Source organism: Actinoplanes sp. NPDC021490 (assembly GCF_055562135.1).
In genome coordinates this window covers 221,306-239,926 of sequence record NZ_JBVHFW010000005.1, presented here as the reverse complement: position 1 = coordinate 239,926, position 18,621 = coordinate 221,306, and the positions used below count along the sequence as shown (strand labels likewise).

Sequence of the window (18,621 nt, the reverse complement as noted above, 5' to 3'; positions counted from 1 at the left end):
GGGAACATGCTGGGAACATAAAAGAACGAGCATTCGTTTTAGGGAGGCAAGTCATGCGCCGCTCACCCATCACCCTCGGCGTGCTCATCGCCATCCTCGTGGTGGCCGTCCAGGCCCTTCTCGTCCCGCTGTTCGCCGCCCCGGCCGCCCACATCGCCCCCCGCGACGTGCCGATCGCGCTCGCCGGCCCGCCCGCCATCGCCGCCCAGCTCGAAGCCGGACACCCGGGCGCGTTCGAGGTCACCACCGTCCCCGACGCCGCCGCGGCCGACGCCGCCATCGAGGCCCGCGAGGTCTACGGGGCGATCCTGGTCACCGCGGCCGGACCCGAGGTGCACATCGCCTCGGCCGCGTCGCCGACCGTCTCGGCGCTGCTCACCCAGGCCGCGGCCGGACTCGGCCCGCAGGTTCCGGTGCGCGACGTCGTGCCGCTCGACGCCGACGATCCGCGCGGCGCCGGGTTCGCGGGCGGATTCCTGCCGCTGGCCATCACCAGCCTGCTCGCCGGGGTGCTGATCTTCCTGCTGGTCCGGTCGCGGGCGGCCCGGTTCGTCGCGCTGCTCAGCTACGCGGTTCTGGCCGGCCTCGCGGTGGCCGTGGTGCAACAGGGCTGGCTGGGCATCCTGCCGGGCGCCTACCTGCTGGTCGCGGCCGCGTTGGGTCTGTTCGCGCTGGCCGTCGCGGCGGCCATGACCGGTCTCGCGGCCGTCCTCGGGCGGGGCGGGCTCGGTCTGGGCGCCGCGGTGATGTTCCTGATCGGCAACGCGCTGGCGGGCATCGCGGCCGCCCCGGAGTTGCTGCCGCAGCCGTGGGGTGAGGTCGGGCAGTGGCTGCCGATCGGCGCGGGCGCCTCGCTGGTGCGGTCGGCTGCCTACTTCGACGGCGCGGGCGCGGGGCAGGCCGTTGCGGTCCTCACCGCGTACGCGGGAATGGGCTTGATCTTGACCCTGATCGGACGGCAGGGGCTCGCATCGGACCAGGCCCCGGCCCGGCCGCAGGCCGACGCTCGCGAAGACCTGGTCCCGGCGGCGCGGTAGTTGCCGGCGTGGCCCGCGACCAGCCGGCCGGGCAACCGCGGGCGCGGTCCGCATCGGCCGGCCGGGCAACTGCGGACGTGGCCGCTGTTAGCGCTGGTGGGATAGTTGCCGGCATGGTCATCACGAAGCGATGGGCGGTTTTCCTGACGGCGGTCGGTGTCTGGACGTGGGTCATCTGGCCCCGGTTCGGCCTGGCCATCTGGAAGGACGACCGCTCGTTCGCCGACGGGCGGCCGACCTCGTTCCTGCTCGTGCACGCGGTGCTGATCGGGGCCTCGCTGGTGATCGGCACCACGGTCGGCGTGCTGGGCGTAAAAGCCTGGCGAAAGGCTTGACTCCGCCGCAAGGTTTCCAGCCGGTTACTTCAATCACCGATGATTTGCCGCACTAACGGATAGAAGCGACGACCCGAGTGCCCGGCGGTTGCGGGCAGATAACGGTGCGCCAACAGTCCGGTCCAAAGTGCCGCCGCCGTTCTGGCCTGCGACTACGCTCCCGCGTTGAAGACTCACCGACAAGTGTCGGTGTGCGTTGGAAGGAGGGCGTCTTGCGCCCAGTACGTGGGAACCGGATCGTTGCGATTCTCGCGGCAGGTGGGCTGACGCTCGCCGCCGCGGCCTGTAGCGACGCTCCCGACGAGACCCCCGCCGGCGGCAGCTCGAGCGGCGCCGCCGCCGCCGCATACAAGGCCTGCATGGTCACCGACACCGGCGGCATCGACGACAAGTCCTTCAACGCGTCCGCGTGGGCCGGACTCCAGGCCGCCAAGACTCAGGCGCCCGGTGTCGACCCGAAGTACGTCGCGTCGACCGCCGAGGCCGACTACGAGCCCAACCTGCGGGGCTTCGTGACCCAGAAGTGCAACTTCATCCTCTCGGTCGGCGGCCTCATGAGCGACGCCACCAAGGCGGTCGCGGCGCAGAACACGAGCCAGCAGTTCGGCATCGTGGACAGTTCGATCCAGGGCGCCACGAACGTCTACCCGATGCAGTTCGCCACCCAGGAGGCCGCGTTCCTCGCCGGCTACCTGGCCGCCGGTTACTCCAAGAGCGGCAAGGTGGCCACCTTCGGCGGTCTCAAGATCCCGCCGGTGACCATCTTCATGGACGGCTTCGCCGACGGCGTGGCGCAGTACAACAAGGCCAAGGGCAAGAACGTCCAGGTGCTCGGCTGGAACAAGGCCGGACAGAACGGCAGCTTCGCCGAGGACTTCGCCAGCCCGGCCAAGGGCAAGGCGCTGGCCAGCACGTTCGTCGCCCAGGGGGCCGACGTGATCATGCCGGTGGCCGGTGGCACGGGTCTGGGTGCGGCCGAGGTGGCCAAGGCGTCCAGCGGCAAGGTCTCGATCGTCTGGGTCGACCAGGACGGCTGCAAGAGCGCGGCGCAGGACTGTGACGTCTTCCTGACCACCGTGGTCAAGAACATCACCGACGCGGTGGAGCAGGCGGTCGTCGCCGGCGCCACCAACCAGCCGCTGACCGCCACCCCGGGCTACCTGGGCACGCTGAAGAACAACGGTGTCTCGCTGGCGCCGTACAACCAGTTCGACAGCAAGATCGACCAGGCTCTCAAGGACGAGGTCGAGAAGCTCAAGGGCGACATCATCGCCGGCACGGTGAAGGTCGAGTCGGCCAGCGCTCCGGCCTGACGATTCGCTGGGTAACATTCCGGCCGCCGCCCGGCCGCGAGAATTTCTCGCGGCCGAGCGGCGGTTCCGGTTGTCCGACAAAGCTCACAAAGGCGCCGAGGTAGGAGATTCCGCTGAGACTCGAATTGCGCGGCATCACCAAGCGCTTCGGCGACCTGGTGGCCAACGACCACATCGACATCACTGTCGAGCCCGGTGAGGTGCACGCCCTGCTGGGCGAGAACGGCGCCGGCAAGTCGACGCTGATGAACCAGCTCTACGGCCTGCTCCAGCCGGACGAGGGCGAGATCCTGGTCGACGGCGAGCCCAAGGTCTTCCGCAGCCCCCGGGACGCCATCGCGGCCGGCATCGGCATGGTCCACCAGCACTTCATGCTGGTCCCCGTCTTCACCGTGGCCGAGAACATCGCGCTCGGCGCCGAAGAGACCCGGGGCGGCCCGCTCGGCTGGCTCGACCGCCGCCGCAGCCGCCGCGACGTGCTCGAGACGTCGAAGCGCTACGGCCTGCCGGTCGACCCCGACGCCCTGGTGGAAAACCTGCCGGTCGGCGCGCAGCAGCGGGTCGAGATCGTCAAGGCGCTGACCCGCGACGTCGACCTGCTCATCCTCGACGAGCCGACCGCCGTGCTCACTCCGCAGGAGACCGACGAGCTGCTCGCGGTCATGCGCTCGCTGGCCGAGACCGGCAAGTCGATCGTCTTCATCACCCACAAGCTGCGCGAGGTCAAGGCCATCGCCGACCGGATCACCGTGATCCGCCGCGGCCGTACGGTCGGCGTCACCACCCCCGACACCTCCGAGGACGAGCTGGCCGCGCTCATGGTCGGCCGGGACGTCAGTCTCGGGGTCACCAAGACCCCGGCCGAGCCCGGCCGCGAGGTGCTCAAGGTCTCCGGCCTGATCGTCGACGACGATCGGGGCATCCGCGCGGTCGACGGGGTCGACCTGGTGGTGCGCTCGGGTGAGGTGCTGGGCATCGCCGGTGTGCAGGGCAACGGGCAGACCGAGCTCGTCGAGGCGATCATGGGTCTGCGCGAGGTCCGCGCGGGGGCGGTCGAGCTCGAGGACAAGAACCTGGCCGGCCGCACCACCAAGCAGGTGCTGCGGGCCGGCGTCGGTTACGTTCCCGAGGACCGCAGCCTCGACGGCGTCGTCAAGGACTTCACCGTGGCGGAAAACCTGGTGCTCGACCTGTACGACCGGGCGCCGTACGGCAACGGTCTCAAGCTCAATCCCCGGGCGATCGACGAGTCCGCGCGCGAGCGCGTGACCCAGTTCGACATCCGCACGTCGTCACCGCAGTCCACGGTGGGCACACTCTCCGGCGGCAACCAGCAGAAGGTCGTCGTCGCCCGCGAGATGTCCCGCCCGCTCAAGCTGCTGATCGCCGCGCAGCCGACCCGCGGGGTGGATGTCGGCTCGATCGAGTTCATCCACAATCAGATCATCCACGAGCGTGATGTCGGCACCGCCGTGCTGGTCGTGTCGAGCGAGCTCGACGAGGTGGTCGGCCTGGCCGACCGCATCGCGGTGATGTACCGCGGCCGGATCCTGGCCGTCGTCTCCCCGGACATGCCGCGTGAGGAGATCGGTCTGCTCATGGCCGGCGTAGTGACGCAAGAAGCAGAGGACACGGAGTGACCACCGAAGCCCCGGTAAAGAAAGAGGAGCAGAAGAAAGAGGAGTCGTTCTTCGGCCTCTTCCTGCACAACCTCTGGTCGGCCAACACCGTCGTCGTGACGATCTTGTCGATCTTCCTGGCGCTGGTCATCGGTGCGGTGCTGATCGTCATCTCGGACTCCGAGGTCCTCGCGACGTTCTCGTACTTCACCGCCCGGCCCAGCGACGCGCTCACCGCCAGCTGGGATCTGATCAGTCACGCGTACGCCGACCTGTTCAAGGGCGCGATCTTCGACCCGGCCGCCGTGCAGGCCTGGTTCAGTGGCGCCGGTGACTGGAAGACCGCGCTCAACCCGCTCTCCGAGACGCTCACCTACGCCGCCCCGCTGGTCTTCACCGGCCTCTCGGTCGCGGTCGCGTTCCGCGGCGGCCTGTTCAACATCGGCGCCCAGGGTCAGGCGGTCATCGGCTGCGTCACCGCCGGGGTGGCCGGCTTCGCCATCGGGCTGCCGGCCGGCCTGCACCTGATCGTCGCGCTGGCCGCCGGGTTGATCGGCGGCGCGCTCTGGGGCTTCGTGCCCGGCCTGCTCAAGGCCCGCACCGGCGCCCACGAGGTGATCACCACGATCATGCTCAACTACACGGCGACGCTCTTTCTCGGCTGGCTGATCCTGCAGAACGGCGTGCAGGACCCGGACCGCACCGACGCGGTCAGCAAGACGATCGAGTCCACCGCCGGGCTGCCCGCCCTGCCCGCGCCGCTGCGCGTGCACCTGGGCATCGTGCTCGCGGTGCTGGCCACGGCCGGGGTGGCCTGGCTGATCAACCGCTCGTCGTTCGGCTTCGAACTGCGTGCCGTGGGCGTCAACCCGCCGGCCGCCCGCACGGCCGGCATGAGCGTGGCCCGCACGTACATCATGCTCATGGTCGTCGCCGGTGGGCTGGCCGGCCTGGGCGGCGCGGTGCAGGTGCTCGGCACCGCCGACCGGCTGACCGGTCAGGTGGCCGGCAACATCGGCTTCGACGGCCTGCTGGTGGCCCTGCTCGGCCGGAACAAGCCGTGGGGCACGCTGTTCGCCGCGATCCTCTACGGCGGGCTTCGCGCGGGCGGCAACCTGATGCAGGTCGACGTGGGTGTCTCGCTCGAACTCGTCACCGTGCTGCAGGCCCTCATCGTCATCTTCATCGCGGCGCCCGCCCTGGTGAAGTCGATCTTCCAGCTCCGCGATGCGCGCACCGCGCGGCTCGGCACGTCCATGGCGAAGGGTTGGTGAGCGGCGTGTCGACCGCAACGGTGGAAGACCTGGCCGAGGCCACCGCCCCGCAGAGGTTCTGGAACCGGCAGCGCCGGCTCGGCGCCGCCCTGGTCGTCATCGGCCTGATCGCGGCCGTGATCTTCGGATCGGTGGCCGACTCGGCCACCGCCCGCTTCACCATCAGCGAGGACGCCGAGGGCGCCGCGCTGTCGATCAACGGCCAGTTCGGCGCCATCCTGTTCGGCATCGTCACGATCGCCACCGGCGCCGCCCTCCTGGCCGGCGTGGCCAAACGCTGGCAGACGCTGCTGCTCAGCCTGGGCATCGTGACCTTCGTCTTCTCGTTCCTGTGCTGGCAGGTGGCCGGCAAGTTCCTGCCGCTGGTCGACACGGCCAGCGGCTCGCTGGAACTCGCGCTGCCGCTGATCCTGGGCGCCCTGGCCGGCGTGCTCTGCGAGCGCTCGGGCGTGGTCAACGTGGCGATCGAGGGCCAGTTCCTGATGGGCGCGTTCGGCGCTGCCCTGGTCGGCACGCTGGCCACCAGCGTGTGGGCCGGCCTGATCAGCGCGGTCGTCGGCGGCGTCATCATCGCCTCGCTGCTGGCCGTGCTGGCCATCCGCTTCCTGGTCGACCAGGTCGTCGTCGGCATCGTGCTCAACCTGCTCGCCCTGGGCATCACCGGCTTCCTGTACGAGCGGCTCATGCAGCCTGACGCGATGAAGTACAACTCGCCGCCGCGACTGCCCGAGTGGCGTATCCCCGGCCTGGCCGACATCCCGGTCGTCGGGCCCGTGCTGTTCGAGACCAACCTGCTGGTCTGGCTCGCGCTGGTGCTGGTCCTGGTCATTCACTTCGGCCTCAACCGCACGCGCTGGGGCCTGCGGACCCGGGCCGTCGGCGAGCACCCCACCGCGGCCGACACCGTGGGCATCCGGGTGCGCGGCCTGCGGTACACGAACGTGCTGCTGGGCGGCGTCGTGGCCGGCGCCGGGGGCGCGTACTTCACGCTCGTCTCGACCGGCGCGTTCAACAAGAACATGACCGCGGGCGCCGGCTTCATCGCGCTGGCCGCCCTGATCTTCGGACGGTGGACGCCGTTCGGGGCGCTGGGCGCGGCCCTGTTCTTCGGCTTCGCCCAGAAGCTGGCCAACTACCTGAGCGCGGTCGGCAGCCCGGTCCCCAACCAGTTCCTCAACATGCTGCCGTACATCGCGACGATCATCGCCGTGGCCGGTCTGGTCGGGCGAGTTCGTGCGCCGGCCGCCGACGGTGTGCCGTACGTGAAGAGCTAGGGCGTCAGGCACAATTCCCAGCATGGAGATCGACTGGGCCGGGTTGCGGGCGGCCGCGACCGAGGCGATGCGGCATGCGTACGCGCCCTACTCCGACTTCCCGGTCGGAGCGGCGGCGCTGGTGGACGACGGCCGGTTGGTCGTCGGGTGCAACGTGGAGAACGCGTCCTACGGCGTCGGGCTGTGCGCGGAGTGCGGGCTGGTCAGCCAGCTCCACCTGACCGGCGGCGGCCGACTGGTCGCGTTCTCGTGCGTCGACGCGACCGGCAGCCCGCTGATGCCGTGCGGCCGCTGCCGCCAGCTGTTGTGGGAGAACGGCGGCCCCGAGCTGCTCGTCGAGTGGCACACCGGGCCGCTGCGCATGGCCGAGCTGCTGCCCCACGCGTTCGGCCTGGAGGACCTGGAACGGGTCAGCGCGACCACGACGGGCCCGGAGGTGCCGTCCGAGCTGGCCAAGTGGCGCGGCCGCGGCACCGTCTTCGTGCACCCCGACCTGTCCGGCGGCGCCACCGTCTGGACCGGCTACTGGGAGCGCTCGGGCGGCAGCCCGGCCGAGAGCGACGCCGAGAAGGGCGTGCTCGAGGAGGGTCCGAACTTCCCGACCGCGGCCGAGGCCGTCGCCTGGGGCCAGGTCCGCACCCCGCGGATCGTCGTGGTGGACGAGCAGGGCGGGCTGGCCTGGGCCGGTGAGGGCCCGCCGCCCGAGGGCATCCCGGTCTCCTGGAAGGACGAGAGCAATGACTGAGTTCGCCGCGGTCGACGTGATCCGGGCCAAGCGGGACGGGCACACGCTGAGCGACGCCCAGATCGACTGGGTCGTCGACGCGTACACCCGGGGAGTGGTGGCCGACGAGCAGATGTCCGCCCTCGCCATGGCGATCCTGCTGCGTGGCATGACGCCGGCCGAGATCGCCCGCTGGACCGCCGCCATGATCGCGAGCGGGGAGCGGCTCGACCTCTCCTCGGTCACCCGCCCGACCGCCGACAAGCACAGCACCGGCGGCGTCGGCGACAAGATCACGCTCCCGCTGACCCCGCTGGTCGCCGCGTGCGGCGCCGCCGTGCCGCAGCTCTCCGGCCGCGGGCTCGGGCACACCGGCGGCACCCTGGACAAGCTCGAGTCGATCCCCGGCTGGCGCGCCTCGATCAGCAACGACGAGTTCAAGCGGCAGCTGCAGGACGTCGGCGCGGTCATCTGCGCCGCCGGTGACGGGCTGGCCCCGGCCGACCGCAAGCTCTACGCGCTGCGCGACGTCACCGGCACCGTCGAGGCGATCCCGCTGATCGCCAGCTCGATCATGAGCAAGAAGATCGCCGAGGGCACCGGCGCGCTGGTTCTCGACGTCAAGGTCGGCTCCGGCGCCTTCATGAAGGACCTCGACACCGCACGCGAGCTGGCGAGCACCATGGTGCGGCTGGGCCGGGACAGCGGCGTCAACACGATCGCGCTGCTCACCGACATGAGCACCCCGCTCGGGCTGGCCGTCGGCAACGCGCTCGAGGTGACCGAGTCGGTCGAGGTGCTGGCCGGCGGTGGACCGTCCGATGTGGTGGAACTCACCCTGGCCCTGGCTCGCGAGATGCTGACCGCGGCCGGAATCGACGCCGACCCGGCCAAGGTGCTCGAGTCCGGCGCCGCCATGGACACCTGGCGGGCGATGATCCGGGCCCAGGGTGGCGACCCCGATGCCCCCCTGCCGGTGGCGCGCGAGACCGAGGTGCTGCGGGCCGAGGCCGACGGGATCGTCGGCTCGATCGACGCGTACGGGATCGGGGTGGCCGCCTGGCGTCTCGGCGCCGGTCGGGCCCGCAAGGAGGACCCGGTCAGCTTTGGCGCCGGCGTGCTCCTCAAGGTCAAGCCGGGCGACGCGGTGCGCGCCGGCGACGTGCTGCTCGAGCTGCGCGCGGACGGTCCGGCGCGCATCCCCGCGGCCCGTGCCGACGCCGCCGAAGCGGTCGTCATCGGTACGGAGCAACCAAGTTCTACAAATTTGGTGCTAGACCGCATAGCCTGACGCACCATGCAGAAGGCCGCACCCGACCCGCGAGCCGTTCGCGAGGCCAGCCTCGACGAGCTGGCGCGGCTCGGGCTGCCGCTGCCCCCGCCCGGCTTCCCGCTGATCTGGGAGCCGGGCGACACTGTCGAGCTGCGGCCCACCCCCGACATCGAGGCGCGGGCCGCCGTGCTGCACGTCGTCGTGGCGCGCTGCTTCGGCATGCCGACCGAGGCGGCGATGAGCTGGCTGCTGGGCTCGCGGCTGGTCGATCTGGTCACCCCGCCCGAGTGGCAGTTCGTGATCGGCGCCAAGGGCGACCACCGCTCGTTCGTGCTGCATCACGACGCCGTGTTCGCGCTGGCCTGGGTGCTGGGCTTGAGCCGGCACCTCGATCCGACCGCCCCGCCCGAGGGCCGGCTGATGTCCCAGATGCCCGATCTGCCAGCTGGTGAGACGTACGGGAGCTGGCGTTCCCGTTCGCTGATGTCCCCGCGCGACCCGATCGAGGCCGCCGTGCTTCTCGATCTCTATTACTGCCTGGACTGGGCTTTCCAGGAGGCCGAGCAGACCGGGCTCCAGCTGCCGGGCGAGGTGGACGGCAACGCGATCGGCCAGCGGAGGTGGGCGCTGGAATGGGCGGTGATCTTTCATGGTCCATACCATGACAAACCGGCCGACTGGGAAGAAGTCGATCTATCTATATAGGGAAATTCAAAGTCTCATGTCGTAGCGGGGTGGGGGGTGCGGATCGCTGCTCCCGCCGAGGGCCGCGGCGGGCCTCGCCGGCCGCTGGCGCGTCCAGAACGCGAAACCCACCACGGCGACGTGCGTGAGTGGTTGCGCTCAGAGAACCCGGTACGTGGTCAGCAGCACCGAGGCCGTCACCCGGCTCGCGGTCGCAGTGAAGTCCTCCACGTGCCGAGCGCTCGGGGTCATGCCGATCAGGGTGCGGGTCTCGGTGGCGGTCAGATCCAGCTCGCGACGCAGAGACATGGTCTCGCCCGGCTCGAAGAAATCGCCCAGCGCCTCCCGGACCCGGGCTTCCTTGTCCGGGTCGACGTGGATCAGGCCGTACGCGTCGATCAGCTCGCTCAGATGATCCGGCGCCGGCGTCACCACCAGCAGGATGCCGCCGGGGCGCAGCACCCGGTGGAACTCGGCGCCGTTACGGGGCGCGAAGACGTTCACGATCACGTCGGCCACGCCGTCGGCCAGGGGGAGTGGGCGCCACAGATCGGTCAGCACCGCTGCCGCGCGGTCGTGGGCCCGGGCCGCCCGCCGCAGTGCCGGCTTCGAGACGTCCAGGGCCAGGCCGGTCGCGGCCGGGGCGGCATCCAGCACCCGGCCAAGGTAGTGACCCGTGCCCGCGCCGGCGTCGACGACAAGGCCCCGGGCTCCCGTTGCCGCGTCGGCCAGCGCGTTCGCGATGAAGTCGTAGTGGCCGGCGGCCAGGAACGCGGCGCGGTCGGCCACCATCTCGCCGGTGTCGCCCACGTGTGGCATCCGTCCCGCGGTCAGGTCGGCGTACCCCTGCTTGGCCATGTCGAAGCTGTGCCCGGCGGGACACCGCAGCGACCGCTCCATCCGCTCCAGGCCCTGCCGGCAAACCGGGCATCGCAGGTACGGCAATGCTCCGTCGATCATTGGTCCCCTGCCTCTAGGCTCGGCTGATGGCCGCCATCGCATTCTCCGACATCGTCCCGGCACCGAAGGCTCTGCTGCACGACCACCTCGACGGTGGCCTGCGCCCCGCCACGATCATCGAGCTGGCCGAGCGGGTGGGCCACGAGCTGCCCGCCACCGACCCGGCCGCCCTGGGCGAGTGGTTCGTCGCGGCGGCCGACTCCGGCTCGCTGGAACGCTACCTGGAGACGTTCGCCCACACGGTCGCGGTGATGCAGACCGAGGAGGGGCTGCACCGGGTGGCCAAGGAGTGCGCGCTCGACCTGGCGGCCGACGGCGTGGTCTACGCCGAGGTGCGTTACGCGCCCGAGCAGCACCTCGAACGGGGTCTGTCGCTCGACGGTGTGGTCGATGCCGTGAACGCCGGTTTCGCCGAGGGCGCGGCCGAGGCCGCCGCGCAGGGCAGCCCGATCCGCGTCGGCGTGCTGCTGACCGCGATGCGGCACGCGGCCCGCTCGCAGGAGATCGCCGAGCTGTCTGTGCGTTACCGCGACGCGGGCGTGGTCGGTTTCGACATCGCCGGGGCCGAGGCCGGTTTCCCGCCCACCCGGCATCTCGACGCCTTCGAATATCTGCAGCGTGAGAATTTCCACTTCACCATCCACGCGGGTGAGGCGTTCGGCCTGCCGTCGATCTGGCAGGCGATCCAGTGGTGCGGCGCCGACCGGCTCGGGCACGGCGTCCGGCTGGTCGACGACATCACCGGCGCCCCGGCCGGCGGCGACATGGTGCTGGGCCGGCTGGCGGCGTACGTGCGGGACAAGCGCATCCCGCTCGAGCTGTGCCCGTCGTCGAACGTGCAGACCGGCGCGGCCCCGTCGATCGCCGAGCACCCCATCGGACTGCTGCACGATCTGCGCTTCCGGGTGACCGTCAACACCGACAACCGCCTGATGAGCGGCACGTCGATGTCCCGTGAGATGGCGCTGCTGTCGGAGGCGTTCGGGTGGGGCTGGAGCGACCTGCAGTGGCTGACGATCAACGCCATGAAGTCGGCCTTCATCCCCTACGACGAACGGCTGGCGATCATCAACGACATCATCAAGCCGGGGTACGCGAAGCTCATCGGCTGACGGCACGGGCTTGTTACATCTCGCACTACGGCAAGCGACATTGCCGGTTCGGCGGCACTGATCATCCGTTCGGCCAGAATGGTCCCTACAAACACTGCGAAATCCGGCATCTCACCTTGCCGATCGTTCGCAACCGCGCGATCGTTCCTCCTGCCGCGATCCTTTACGATCGTGCGCGGTCGTATCGGCGTACCCCCGCGCCGCGCCGACCCGACAGAGTGACACTGAGAAAAGTTCACATACACAAACCGTGACATTGATCGACGACGTGACCAGCAACTTCGCGTCACACAACCGGTCCGTGTCCGGCGGCCCTTTCTCTTTGACACTCGTCGTGATGGAATCTCGGGGGCCCGACGCGGCAGTCGGCCGCGTGTGGCGCCCGGCGAGCCGAGTGCCGGGGCCCGAAACAGGAGGACGGTGACGTGAGCAAGCGCCCCAAGACGGCGACCGGCGTCATGTCGCGTCTCCGTCGGCCGGCCGATCGGCTGCGAGATCTGCCGATCTGGTCGAAGCTTGGCCTCATCATGCTGGTGCCCACCCTGGCGACGATCATCGTCGGCGTCAGTGGCCTGGTCGACCACATCGATGAAGCCAACAACGCGGAGCGCGCCCGCACCCTTTCGGTGCTGTCGGAGGCCGCGGGTGGTCTGGTCGACCATCTGCAGAACGAACGAGCCCTCGGCATGATCATCTCGACGATCGACGACCCCAAGAGCCCCGCCCTGATCAAGGCGAAGCAGGACTACACCGCCGAGAACGCCAAGGTCGACGCGGCCAAGGTGCCCTACGCCCAGCAGAAGGCCGCGCTCGACGACGTCCCCGACAATGTCAGCACGCTCCTCCTGCGCCTCGACCGCAACCTCGAGGAACTGCCCGCACAGCGCAGCCAGATCGCGAACAAGAAGTCGGACACCGCGGGCACGGCCGAGCAGACCTACACCAAGCTGATCAACGACCTGCTCGCGGTACGTGACGCGGCCGCCTCGCTGGCCAGCGACACCGAGCTGAGCGACCACCTGCGCGCCGTGGCCGCGATGGCGACGGCCAAGGAGTTCGTCGCCCAGCAGCGCGACGTCGGCCACGAGATCATCGCCGCTCGTGAGCTGACGCCCGGCCTGCGTTCGAAGCTCCTTCAGGCCCAGCTCGGCTTCGACTTGGCCGGCGACACGCTGGTGCAGGTCGCCTCGAAGTCGGACCAGGCGCTCTTCAAAGACATCGGCAACTCGCCGGGCGGCCGCGGCGCGACGAACTACTCGGATTCGCTGCCGGACAATCAGGGCGCCAACAACCGCCGCATCCTGTTCAACACCGAGCAGTGGGACAGCGCGTTCATCGCCTACGGCCAGGAGTTCCGCAAGGTCGAGGTCAAGATGGACTCCGAGATCGTCGGCGAGGCCACCACCCTGCGCAACGACGTGAACCGCCGGGTGTTCATCGAGACCAGCGTGCTGCTCGGCATGCTTCTGCTCGCGATCCTGTTCGCCTGGCTCGTCGCCCGGTCGATGGCCCGCTCGCTGCGCGAACTGCGGCAGGGCGCGCTCTCGGTCGCGCAGTACGGCCTGCCGCACGCCGTGAGCCGGCTACGTGATCCCCAGCTCTCCGCCTCCCTGACACCGGCCCAGGTCGCCGACCAGATCGCCGAGCCTCTTCCGGTACGCAGCCGTGACGAATTCGGTCAGGTGACCGAGGCGTTCAACGCGGTTCACCTCGAGGCCGTCCGCACCGCGGCCGAGCAGGCCGCCCTGCGGGCCTCGGTCGCGACGATGTTCGTCAACCTGGCCCGCCGTTCGCAGATCCTGGTCGACCGGCTCATCGGTCACCTCGACCGCCTGGAGCGCGGCGAGGAAGACCCGGACCGTCTGGCCGAACTGTTCCAGCTCGACCACCTGGCCACCCGAATGCGCCGTAACGACGAGAACCTCCTGGTTCTCGCCGGGGCCGACTCGACCCGCGTGCAGCGCGAGCCGGCCGCCCTGATCGACGTGCTCCGCGCCGCGCAGTCCGAGGTCGAGCACTACACGCGCATCGAGTTCGGCATGATCGACCGGGACATCGAGGTGGCGGCGCACGCCGTCAACGACATGGTCCACCTCGTCGCCGAGCTCTTCGACAACGCGACCGCGTTCTCCCCGCCCAACTCGACGGTCATCGTCGAGGCCCGGCGGCTGGGCGACGGCTCCCTGCTCTCGGTCGAGGACCGCGGCATCGGCATCAGCCGCGAGCAGCTCCGCGACCTCAACGACCGCCTGGCCAACCCGCCGATGGTGGACGTGGCCGTCTCCCGCATGATGGGCCTGGTCGTGGTGGCCCGGCTGGCCAACCGGCACGCCGTCAAGGTCGAGCTCCGCCCGGCCGACAACGAGCGCGGCACGGTGGCCGAGGTCAGTCTGCCGCTCTCGGTGCTGACCGCCGGCCAGGGCCAGCCCGCCGTGGGCGCGGGCCGCATGCAGGTCGGTTCCGGTTACGACGAGCAGGGCCGCCCGGGCATGCCCGAGCCGCTCGCGCTCGAGAGCGGTGGCCGCGGTGGCTACCCGACCGGTCGCCCGTTCGATCCCAACCCGCCGATGAACTCCGGCGGCATGCTGGGCACGAACGGCCGCTCGGTGCCGGCCTGGTCCGACCTGACCGGGGCGCCCTCCAACGGCTTCGGCTCCAACGGTTTCGGCTCCAACGGCTCGCTCAACGGCGGCGCCAACGGTGGTGGCAACAACGGCTCGAACGGGTTCTACGGCCCGCGCAGCAACGAGCCGATCCCGCCGCTGCCGTCCGGCCCGTCGTCGCCGCAGGGCTTCGCCGGTGACGGGCTGCCGCAGCGCCGCAACGGCGAGCCGCCGCGTCCCGAGGGCGACATGAACGGCTTTGGCGCGACCATCCCGCGTCAGCTTCCGGCCAACCCCGAGATCCAGGGACGCAACCCGTTCGTCCCGCCCGTCTCGGCTCCGCCGGTGCCGCCCATCTCGGCTCCGCCGGCCCCGCCGTACGGCGGTCGTCCGATGTCGTCGCCGCCCGGCTCGGATTCCCCGATCTCGGGCCCGCCGGCCGACAGCCCGGTCTCGGCCGCGCCGCCGGCCTGGCCGCCGGTCGCCCCGGAGCGCGAGCCCCAGGCCCCGCACGTGCCCGAGAGTCTCGCCGCTGCGCTCGACATGACCGCCGAGCTCCCGCGTTACCGGCCGGGGCAGCGCGACCAGGGTCCGCAGGTCGAGCGTCCGACCAACCCGCAGACCGCACCGATCCCGGCCTCCGCTCCGGTCTCGGCCGCGCCCACCTCGGGCGTGCCGAGTGCCGAAGCGCAGCGCGCGGCGGCCGCGGCCAAGGCGGCCCACGAGGCGGCGGCCGTCCAGGCCGCCGAGGCTCAGGCCACCGCGGCCGCGCAGATCGCCGCGGCCCAGGCGGCCCGTCAGCGCGACAACAGCAGCCAGGGCCAGTTCGCCGACGAGACGATGGAGCTGCCGATCTTCCGGGAGCTCGAGTCGGCCTGGTTCACCACGGCCCGTCCGGCCGACACCAAGCCGGCGCCCGGCGGTCTCGACGAGCCGGTCACCTCGCAGCGGATCCCCACCGGGGAGCCGTCGCGGTCGGTCGGTGTGCCGCAGCAGGCCGTCTCGCCCGAGTCGCGCGACCGGGATCCGGCTACTGTTGGTGTCGGTGCCGCCAGCGGCGCCGCGTCGAACGGCACCAGCCCCAACGGCAGCGCCGCCACGAGCCCGTGGCAGACCGCGGCCGACGAGGGCTGGCAGGCCGCTCAAGCGGCGGCGGAGGCGCAGGTCGACACCACGACCACGGCGGGTCTGCCCAAGCGCACCCCCATGGCGCAGCTCGTCCCCGGCGGTGTCGACCGGGGTGGTAACTCCGTTCAACGCCGCACCCCCGAGGGTGTCCGCGGTCTGCTTTCCGCGTACCACCGCGGTGTGCAGCGCGGCCGCAACACCGAATCGACCAACCCGGAGGAGACTCCGGGAGGGCAGCAGTCCTCGCAGGCTGGCAAGGAGCATGAGGCATGACATCTACGCAGGATCTCGGTTGGCTGCTGGCCAACTTCGCCGACCGCGTACCCGGCGTCGCACATGCGATCGCGGTCTCCGCTGATGGTCTGCTCCTGGCGGCCTCACGGGACCTTCCCCGGGATCGCGCCGATCAATTGGCCGCCATCGCTTCCGGCCTGGTGAGCCTCACTCAGGGTGCCGCAAGGTGCTTCGAGGGTGGCGCCGTGCTGCAGACGGTGGTCGAGATGGACAACGGATTCCTTTTCCTGATGTCCATCTCGGACGGTTCGTCCTTCGCGGTGCTCGCGGCGCGCAGCTGCGACGTCGGACAGGTGGGCTACGAAATGGCCCTGCTGGTCGACCGCGTCGGCGAGGCCCTGACTCCCGCCCCACGTTCGGCGGCCGGGGTCCTCGGCTGAACGGGCAGCCGGCCGGAGTCTTCGGCTGCTGTTCAAAAAGTTGAAAAGTAGAGACACTTCTAAGGGTTCGAGGAAGGGGTGAGCGGTGACGATGCCCGAACGCGATGAGCCGACCGGCGCGCTGGTCAGGCCGTATGCCGTAACCCGCGGTCGAACCCGACCGAAGCTTGAGATAGCGCTGGAAGCGCTGGTCGAGACAACCGTCCGCGGCCGATCGGGAATGGGTCGCGGCGGGCAGGGTGGAAGCGAGCATCAGTACATCGCGGCGATGTGCGACGGCGGCCGAGTTCAGTCGCTGGCCGAAATCGCGGCACGCATGCAACTGCCGCTCGGTGTGGCTCGAGTGATTGTCGCGGACATGGCCACTGACGGCCTGGTCGCGGTGTACGAGCCCACCTCGCTGGACGACGAGACCGACGCGGTAGGCACGGAACTGCTGGAAAGGGTGCTGAGTGGACTTCGCAGGCTCTGACATGTCGCACCGTCCCGCTGCGGGGCGCGTGACGTCGGCGAAGATTGTGATCGCCGGCGGGTTCGGCGTCGGTAAGACGACGCTGGTCGGTTCGGTCTCGGAGATCACCCCGCTGACCACCGAGGCCATCATGACCTCGGCTGGTGTGGGTGTCGACGACAACCGGCAGGTTCCGGGGAAGATGACGACCACCGTCGCCATGGACTTCGGGCGTATCAGCATCGACCGCGACCTGATCCTCTACTTGTTCGGCACGCCGGGCCAGACCCGTTTCTGGTTCATGTGGGACGAGCTGGTGCGAGGCGCGATCGGTGCCGTCGTGATGGTGGACACTCGGCGTCTCGCCGACTGCTTCGCCGCGATCGACTTCTTCGAGCACCGTCGCCTGCCCTACCTCGTGGCGATAAACTGCTTCGACGGCATGCAGTATCACAACGCGCAGGACGTACGGGACGCTCTGGCGATCTCGAGTGACGTCCCGGTCGTGAGCTGCGACGCGCGCAACCGTGAATCGACGAAGAACGTCCTCATCTCGCTGGTCGAGTATGTGCTGACGATGCGTCGTACACGCGCGGTGGCGCCCGCCTGACGTTCGGTCGAAGCCCCGCTCCGCGAGCCGGAGCGGGGCTTCGTGCTGTCCAAATTCGACTAGGATCGACCGCCGTGCGTTCCTTCCTGACTCTCGACGACGTCACCGGGCTTCTCGCCGGCCGGTGGACCGGCCGCGTGACCGGCATCGACCGGCTCCGAGGCGGAACCAAGAAGGGCGTCTACCGGCTCCGCTTCGACGACGGCGGTCCGGCGATCCTCTATCTGTGGGCCGACGCGGAAAACTACTGGCCGGCGTCCGAGACCGTGCCCGACGACCCGTTCACCGACGCGTCCGGCGCCGAGCTGTTCGTGACCAACCGGGCCGTACTGGCCGAGGCCGGAGTCCGGGTGCCGGAGGTCCTTCTCACCGCGCCGGAGCTGGCGCTGGTCGAGGACGTCGGCGGCGGGACTCTCGAGCAGCTCATCGAGCGTGACCGTGCAGCGGCGGCCCGGCCGATCGCCGAGCTGGGCCGGGCGCTACGCCGGATGCACACGACGTTCGGTGACGAGTGGGGCATCCCGGCGGCCAGGGCGGTTCAGAGCCGGCCGCCGCAGGACATGATCCTGGACCGGGCGTTGATCCTGCTCGGCCGGGCGGCGGCCCTCGACCAGCGCCTGACCGCGGCTCGCACACGGATCGAGGACCGTCTGCGAACGCTTCACGCGCGGGTCGAGCCCCGGCGGGCGTACGCCCTCGTGCACGGCGAGCTGGGGCCCGACCACGTGCTCCTCGGCCCCGGCGGCGAGCCGGTGATGATCGACATCGAGGGCGTGACCTATTTCGACGCCGAGTGGGAGCACGCCTTTCTCCAGTTGCGCTTCGGGGCGGCGTACGGGGAACTGGGCCCGGTCGATCTGGACCCGGCACGCCTCGAGCTTTATCGGTTCGCCCAGGTCATCGGTTTGATCGAGGGCCCGTTGCGGATCGCCGGCACGGACTTCCCCGACCGGCAGTGGATGCTCGACCTGGCCGAACTCAACATTCAGAAAGCTCTAGCCGAGTAGCGGGAGCTTGCCGACAAGTTTGTCGACCGGGTTGCGCGGCCCGACCAGGCTCACCGCGTAGTAGTCGATCTTGTCGGCTTCGGTGCCGTTCACGGTCTGCAGGTATTCGCTGTAGACCCGGGTGTGCTGGGCGGCGGCGGGCATGTCGGCCACGAAGAAGTCGGCGCGCGCGGCGGCCTTGGCCCGGATCGTGCGCAGAGTGTCGGCGTCGGCCGCGAGCACCGTGCAGCCGGCCCAGGGAAGCCCCGGGTGGCTGTGGCCGTCGGCGTCGACCGCGTCCTCGCCCAGCAGCCCTTCGACCGCGCGTGAGGTGGCCGCGGCCGTGCAGATGGCGGCGTTGGCGGCTCGACCGGCCGGCAGGTCGGCGTCGACCACGACCACCCACTTGAGCCGGGCCGCCCGGGTCGGTGCGCTCTGGTCGATCTCGTCCGCGGTGAATCCGATCATCGTCAACTCTCTCCGTGCATGACAACAACGTACGGACGGAATGCTAGGCAGGTGTTAGGTTCAGCGGCAACGAATCCGTACTAGTCTCGGAAAGAG

The 18,621-nt window shown here is 70.2% G+C and carries 17 protein-coding genes; 15 read left to right on the top strand and 2 right to left on the bottom strand.

What is annotated here, in order from left to right:
- Positions 1-53: 53 nt before the first annotated feature.
- The 9 genes from ACZ3I4_RS15935 (at position 54) to ACZ3I4_RS15895 (ending at position 9,554) form a co-directional block, all read left to right on the top strand.
- Entirely contained in the window at positions 54-1,037 is a 984-nt protein-coding gene (locus ACZ3I4_RS15935) for a hypothetical protein (protein WP_465382665.1), read from the top strand.
- 113 nt (positions 1,038-1,150) lie between these two features.
- Positions 1,151-1,372 (top strand): SCO4848 family membrane protein, encoded by a 222-nt coding sequence (locus ACZ3I4_RS15930; protein ID WP_465382664.1) that lies wholly within the window; start codon positions 1,151-1,153, stop codon positions 1,370-1,372.
- A gap of 212 nt (positions 1,373-1,584) precedes the next feature.
- The gene (locus tag ACZ3I4_RS15925; RefSeq protein ID WP_465382663.1) at positions 1,585-2,685 is read left to right on the top strand and encodes a BMP family lipoprotein; all 1,101 of its coding nucleotides are present in this window, start codon (positions 1,585-1,587) and stop codon (positions 2,683-2,685) included.
- Positions 2,686-2,810: 125 nt separating this feature from the next.
- Entirely contained in the window at positions 2,811-4,325 is a 1,515-nt protein-coding gene (locus tag ACZ3I4_RS15920) for an ABC transporter ATP-binding protein (protein ID WP_465382662.1), read from the top strand.
- Positions 4,322-5,578 carry an ABC transporter permease gene (locus ACZ3I4_RS15915; RefSeq protein ID WP_465382661.1) on the top strand — a complete coding sequence of 419 codons (1,257 nt, stop codon included), beginning with the start codon at positions 4,322-4,324 and terminating at the stop codon, positions 5,576-5,578. Before ACZ3I4_RS15920 ends, ACZ3I4_RS15915 begins: the two co-directional genes overlap by 4 nt.
- Before the next feature lie 5 nt (positions 5,579-5,583).
- Positions 5,584-6,852: an ABC transporter permease gene (locus ACZ3I4_RS15910; protein ID WP_465382660.1), complete on the top strand. Its 1,269-nt coding sequence runs from the start codon at positions 5,584-5,586 to the stop codon at positions 6,850-6,852.
- Positions 6,853-6,874: 22 nt separating this feature from the next.
- Positions 6,875-7,597 (top strand): cytidine deaminase, encoded by a 723-nt coding sequence (locus tag ACZ3I4_RS15905; RefSeq protein ID WP_465382659.1) that lies wholly within the window; start codon positions 6,875-6,877, stop codon positions 7,595-7,597.
- Positions 7,590-8,867 carry a thymidine phosphorylase gene (locus ACZ3I4_RS15900; RefSeq protein WP_465382658.1) on the top strand — a complete coding sequence of 426 codons (1,278 nt, stop codon included), beginning with the start codon at positions 7,590-7,592 and terminating at the stop codon, positions 8,865-8,867. The genes ACZ3I4_RS15905 and ACZ3I4_RS15900 overlap by 8 nt, the downstream gene beginning before the upstream one ends.
- Positions 8,868-8,873: 6 nt before the next feature.
- Complete coding sequence (locus ACZ3I4_RS15895; RefSeq protein ID WP_465382657.1) at positions 8,874-9,554, top strand: DUF4272 domain-containing protein; 681 nt, start codon at positions 8,874-8,876, stop codon at positions 9,552-9,554.
- A 138-nt stretch (positions 9,555-9,692) separates the two neighbouring features.
- On the opposite strand, the gene ACZ3I4_RS15890 is transcribed toward ACZ3I4_RS15895, so the two are convergent.
- The gene (locus ACZ3I4_RS15890; protein ID WP_465382656.1) at positions 9,693-10,493 is read right to left on the bottom strand and encodes a putative RNA methyltransferase; all 801 of its coding nucleotides are present in this window, start codon (positions 10,491-10,493) and stop codon (positions 9,693-9,695) included.
- A 26-nt stretch (positions 10,494-10,519) separates the two neighbouring features.
- Between ACZ3I4_RS15890 and ACZ3I4_RS15885 the strand changes: the two genes are divergently transcribed.
- From ACZ3I4_RS15885 to ACZ3I4_RS15860, 6 genes are all read left to right on the top strand, one after another.
- On the top strand, positions 10,520-11,605 hold the full coding sequence (locus ACZ3I4_RS15885) for an adenosine deaminase (protein ID WP_465382655.1): 1,086 nt from the start codon (positions 10,520-10,522) through the stop codon (positions 11,603-11,605).
- 425 nt (positions 11,606-12,030) lie between these two features.
- Positions 12,031-15,609, top strand: coding sequence for a sensor histidine kinase (locus ACZ3I4_RS15880; RefSeq protein ID WP_465382654.1), 3,579 nt, complete (start codon positions 12,031-12,033; stop codon positions 15,607-15,609).
- Complete coding sequence (locus ACZ3I4_RS15875; protein ID WP_014447580.1) at positions 15,606-16,010, top strand: roadblock/LC7 domain-containing protein; 405 nt, start codon at positions 15,606-15,608, stop codon at positions 16,008-16,010. The genes ACZ3I4_RS15880 and ACZ3I4_RS15875 overlap by 4 nt, the downstream gene beginning before the upstream one ends.
- A 91-nt stretch (positions 16,011-16,101) precedes the next feature.
- Positions 16,102-16,482 carry a DUF742 domain-containing protein gene (locus ACZ3I4_RS15870; RefSeq protein WP_465383009.1) on the top strand — a complete coding sequence of 127 codons (381 nt, stop codon included), beginning with the start codon at positions 16,102-16,104 and terminating at the stop codon, positions 16,480-16,482.
- Position 16,483: 1 nt separating this feature from the next.
- Complete coding sequence (locus tag ACZ3I4_RS15865) at positions 16,484-17,071, top strand: GTP-binding protein (protein WP_133874399.1); 588 nt, start codon at positions 16,484-16,486, stop codon at positions 17,069-17,071.
- A gap of 74 nt (positions 17,072-17,145) precedes the next feature.
- Entirely contained in the window at positions 17,146-18,078 is a 933-nt protein-coding gene (locus tag ACZ3I4_RS15860) for an aminoglycoside phosphotransferase (RefSeq protein WP_465382653.1), read from the top strand.
- Here ACZ3I4_RS15860 and ACZ3I4_RS15855 read toward each other — a convergent pair.
- The gene (locus ACZ3I4_RS15855) at positions 18,067-18,525 is read right to left on the bottom strand and encodes a DUF2000 domain-containing protein (RefSeq protein ID WP_465382652.1); all 459 of its coding nucleotides are present in this window, start codon (positions 18,523-18,525) and stop codon (positions 18,067-18,069) included. The two genes, ACZ3I4_RS15860 and ACZ3I4_RS15855, sit on opposite strands and share 12 nt — an antisense overlap.
- Positions 18,526-18,621 lie beyond the last annotated feature (96 nt).

What these genes read in the sequence shown, in the direction of transcription:
- ACZ3I4_RS15935 (WP_465382665.1), top strand. Translation starts at nt 54, where the DNA reads ATGCGCCGCTCACCCATCACCCTCGGCGTGCTCATCGCCATCCTCGTG.
- ACZ3I4_RS15930 (WP_465382664.1), top strand. Translation starts at nt 1,151, where the DNA reads ATGGTCATCACGAAGCGATGGGCGGTTTTCCTGACGGCGGTCGGTGTC.
- ACZ3I4_RS15905 (WP_465382659.1), top strand. Translation starts at nt 6,875, where the DNA reads ATGGAGATCGACTGGGCCGGGTTGCGGGCGGCCGCGACCGAGGCGATG.
- ACZ3I4_RS15900 (WP_465382658.1), top strand. Translation starts at nt 7,590, where the DNA reads ATGACTGAGTTCGCCGCGGTCGACGTGATCCGGGCCAAGCGGGACGGG.
- ACZ3I4_RS15895 (WP_465382657.1), top strand. Translation starts at nt 8,874, where the DNA reads ATGCAGAAGGCCGCACCCGACCCGCGAGCCGTTCGCGAGGCCAGCCTC.
- ACZ3I4_RS15890 (WP_465382656.1), bottom strand. Translation starts at nt 10,493, where the DNA reads ATGATCGACGGAGCATTGCCGTACCTGCGATGCCCGGTTTGCCGGCAG.
- ACZ3I4_RS15885 (WP_465382655.1), top strand. Translation starts at nt 10,520, where the DNA reads ATGGCCGCCATCGCATTCTCCGACATCGTCCCGGCACCGAAGGCTCTG.
- ACZ3I4_RS15875 (WP_014447580.1), top strand. Translation starts at nt 15,606, where the DNA reads ATGACATCTACGCAGGATCTCGGTTGGCTGCTGGCCAACTTCGCCGAC.
- ACZ3I4_RS15870 (WP_465383009.1), top strand. Translation starts at nt 16,102, where the DNA reads ATGCCCGAACGCGATGAGCCGACCGGCGCGCTGGTCAGGCCGTATGCC.
- ACZ3I4_RS15865 (WP_133874399.1), top strand. Translation starts at nt 16,484, where the DNA reads ATGTCGCACCGTCCCGCTGCGGGGCGCGTGACGTCGGCGAAGATTGTG.
- ACZ3I4_RS15855 (WP_465382652.1), bottom strand. Translation starts at nt 18,525, where the DNA reads ATGATCGGATTCACCGCGGACGAGATCGACCAGAGCGCACCGACCCGG.